The following is a 3,478-nucleotide window of genomic DNA, read 5'->3' as shown; positions in this document are numbered from 1 at the left end:
CCCCTCTCCCGAAGCGGCACGGCAGCAGGCCCTCAACGATGCTGGCCAACCTCGGCCACATCTGGCGTTCCGACGCTAGCCAACAACCGCGATTCGCCAGCTCGGACTGGCCAAGTGGAGCCAATCCCGACAACTACGTGGCTATGATCGTTTCTTCTCAGATCCACCCGAAACGCTCATAGCCAGCGGTTCGTGGCGACCTGCGACAGCGCAGCGGTGATGGTGAACGCCTTGACCCGGTCGACCGACGGGGAGCGGTCGGGTTCGGCGCGGAGATCGGTATCTGCACCCAGAAGCTGCACGCACGCAGCTCGATGGGCCTGCTCGAGCTGACCTCCGCCAAGTGGATCGGCCCAGGCGACGGCCGCCTCGTCCTGGCGGCATCGGTCGATCATGACAGTGTGACGCCAGATCCTCTGAACGCGCTCTGGCACGGGAGAGGCGCCACACGGCCGGCGCCGGTCCGGACGCCCGTGGGCGTCCGGACCCGGCGTCGACACCGGAAATCAGGCGTTGTGGAGTTCCCAGACGACCGTCCCGTCAGCCGCGATCTCGGTCGCCCGGACCGTGACCGGGATCTGGTCGCCGTTGTCCACGCTGGTCAGCGTGCAGTTGACCGAGGCGCCGACCGCGCCCTCAAGGTCGGTGGGGCAGTCGACCTCGAAGTTCAGCTTGCCGTCCCTGGCCTGGTAGGCGCCCTCGATCTGCTGTTCGAGAGTCTCCCCGGACACCGGCTGCGGCTCGACAACGGCGGGCCCGGTCGAGCCGGCCGGGGCCGAGGTCGCCGGCGCCGGGCTTTCCTCTGGTGCCGCCGAGCCGGAGATCGGCTCGGGTGTGAGCGCCGCCGACGCGGTCACGGACGCGACGGGGGTCGCCGTACTGTCGGCGTCATCGTCCGAGTCCGAACAGCCCGCCGCGCCGACCGTGACAACGGCCGCCACCAGCACGATCCCGACGCCCCACGGCAACCGGGACGAACGCCCCCTCGGAGCGCCGCCCGCCGCGCCTGGTACGACCTCGCCGCCCTCGATGTCCTGCCCGCGTGCGGCAGTAGCGAAGAACCGCATGCCTGTCCCCCTCCTGGTTGCGGGTACCCACATCCGACCCCGGGGTCGCCGGCTCACCGCATGGCGACCCGACGAGTGCCCGCGACAACGGCAACCCCTGGACGCCGAAAGTCCCCCTTATGCCGCCGTCAAACGACGAACGGCTCGGTGAAATGTACCCGCATGGGTGCTCTGACCTGCGCAGACATCTGCCAGTCCTGACGTTGCCATCGCCGGGGCGCCACGTGACGGCGACCGGCGCGTCGCGCCCTGCCCCATCCGGTGACGACGGGTTCCGGCGCGTGTCCGTGGCGTAGCGGCAGGTGTACCGGCGCGCTCCCCACGCGGCACGTGTCGGATGCCTGGCTGGAGCCGGTACCTTGATCGACCGCAAAGGGGGCGTTCGTCACGCGTCGACATGGCGGCGCCGGCCGGGAGGAAAGGCCCGCCAGATGAGCCTTCTCGAACGGGCCCCGCTGGAGGGGATACGTGCCGAGCGGACAACCCACCGGGTGGTTCTGGACCACTCGGCGCGCCCATTCCGTCCGCTTCCTCCTGGTTTGACTCCCCCATCGAACCCAGGGCCTCGGCGAGGTAGCTCACCGCGTTGGTCCGTTACAGGCCGTGACGAGGAGTGGGAGTGCTCGGTAGCGGTCGGCGGCGATGTACTCGAGGGTTTCCTTTATCCTTCTGATCTGGTTGAGGCGGATTACTCCGATGGCCAGGTTCCGGAAGCTCGCGAGGGTGTGGTTGGTGTTTCCGGTGTAGGTCGGGTTCGCGTCCTCGCGCCAGGCGGTGTCGCGGGTGTAGTGGATTTCGTTTTCGATTCCCCAGTGGCCGCGGATGTGGGTATGGAGATAGGCAGCGGTGGCGCGGCCGCCGGGGGCGCTGGTGAGGATGAGGGCGTGTTCGCGGCTGACGCGCGCTCCCTGGAGGTCGAACTCATCGCGGCGGATGACGCCAGCGGTGGCGGCGTGCGGGAAGTCGATCCCGTCGGCGTTCGTGGCCCAGGTCCGCCATTTTTTGATCCGGCCATGGCCGCGTTCCTCGGCCTCATGGTGGGGTGGTTCCTGGAGAAGGGGAAGGATCCTTTCGAACGTCTGCCTTTCCAGCGTAGGCTGGTTTCCCTTTATCGTGAGGACGTAGTCCATCCCCGCCTTCACGACGACGTCGGTGGTGTCGTGCTGGGTGTGCACGGCGTCAAGCGTGACGGCCGGCCGGCCGAGTGTCTCCGGGAGTTTTCCGACCAGGTCGGCGACCTGCGTGATCTCGTTCGTGTCGTCGGGGACGCGGACCTGCGCGACGACGACGCCCTTACCCTGGAGCATCGCCGACAGGAGCCTGACCTGTGTGTTCTCTCCGGACCAGGCCCCGCGCAGGATCTTGCCGTCGATCGCGATCGCGAGCTGTTCGCCCCACGCCCGCGTCGCCTGCGCGAACAGCCAGGCGCCGAACGCGAGGTCCAGGGCATCTACGTCGATCGTCTTCAGGAGCAGGCGGACCGTCTTTTCCGAGGGCGCCCGGAAGATCCCGTGGAAATGGTCGAAGGGTGCGCCCAGGCGGACGAGCAGCGGTTGCGGCAGGTCGGCGATTCTGCTGCCGAGCTCGCGTAGGCATTTCGCGCCCGTCAGCGTCGCGACGAGCGTCACGGCCAGGACGAACGACAGGCTGAAGATTCTTCCCCGCGGGTCGCGGGGGTCGGGAACCCGGCCCAGCATCGTGAGCAGGCTGGAGATGTCGCACCGCTCGGGGTCGAACGGGGCGGTGGACATGCCGGGGGCAGGCTGGCATGATGGCACGCGGTGGCCTTCTGTTTTGTTGGACAATGTGGGTTGGCGCTTTCATTGTCCGAACAGGAGGCCACTTCCGTCACAACGCCGGTACCGGGCCTCCTCAAAACAAGGCCGGTGGCCCGTCAAAGCCGCCCGGCCGTTGCGCGAGACGCCGACCGAGGACCCAGCGACATTCCGCCATGGCCCGTTCGACCCGCGAACGGCGGAGCCCTGCCGGAACCTGCCACCAGACCCCGAGACGGGAAGCGACCACCAGCGTGACTACGTCAAGTCATCGACCATAACTGCTGGCTACCTTGCCGAGGCCCTGGGTATCACGGCGAAGCTCTTGCGGCCGCCGCCGACCGTGCAGGAGAGGGCGGCGTCGGTGAGGTCGTCGCCGTAGCGGCTGGCGGTCGTGGCGGCGGCTTCGGCTTGCTTGAAGGTCTTGAGGGCTTTGGCGCCGCTGGCGACGACGGCCGCGCCGGGGAGCATGCCGGCGCCGGCGAGGGCGGCTTCGGCCCATTGGCCGTTGAGGGCGTAGCCGACGGCCTGGGCGGAGCCGCAGACGGTGCCCACGACGCCGGGGACCATGGCGCAGTACTGGAAGAACGTACTGTTCGCGACCCAGGCACCACCGGTCTGCAGCGCGGAGAAGGT

At 68.5% G+C, this 3,478-nt stretch carries 2 protein-coding genes and 2 pseudogenes; 1 reads left to right on the top strand and 3 read right to left on the bottom strand.

Annotation, left to right across the window (positions count from 1 at the left end):
• Nucleotides 1-174 precede the first annotated feature (174 nt).
• Nucleotides 175-374 (top strand): annotated as a pseudogene (locus I6A81_RS45970) (glutamate-5-semialdehyde dehydrogenase); the annotation flags it as partial.
• 132 nt (nt 375-506) lie between these two features.
• Here I6A81_RS45970 and I6A81_RS40730 read toward each other — a convergent pair.
• From I6A81_RS40730 to I6A81_RS40720, 3 genes and pseudogenes are all read right to left on the bottom strand, one after another.
• Nucleotides 507-1,067 carry a DUF4333 domain-containing protein gene (locus tag I6A81_RS40730; RefSeq protein WP_203008138.1) on the bottom strand — a complete coding sequence of 187 codons (561 nt, stop codon included), beginning with the start codon at nt 1,065-1,067 and terminating at the stop codon, nt 507-509.
• Nucleotides 1,068-1,645: 578 nt separating this feature from the next.
• Complete coding sequence (locus tag I6A81_RS40725) at nt 1,646-2,818, bottom strand: ISAs1 family transposase (protein WP_238431148.1); 1,173 nt, start codon at nt 2,816-2,818, stop codon at nt 1,646-1,648.
• Between the two features lie 312 nt (nt 2,819-3,130).
• Nucleotides 3,131-3,478, bottom strand: a pseudogene (locus I6A81_RS40720) (hypothetical protein); the annotation flags it as partial.

Origin of the sequence: Frankia nepalensis, from assembly GCF_016786325.1 — a bacterium.
GTDB lineage: Bacteria > Actinomycetota > Actinomycetes > Frankiales > Frankiaceae > Pseudofrankia > Pseudofrankia nepalensis.
This window is presented reverse-complemented; position numbering and strand designations above follow the sequence as displayed.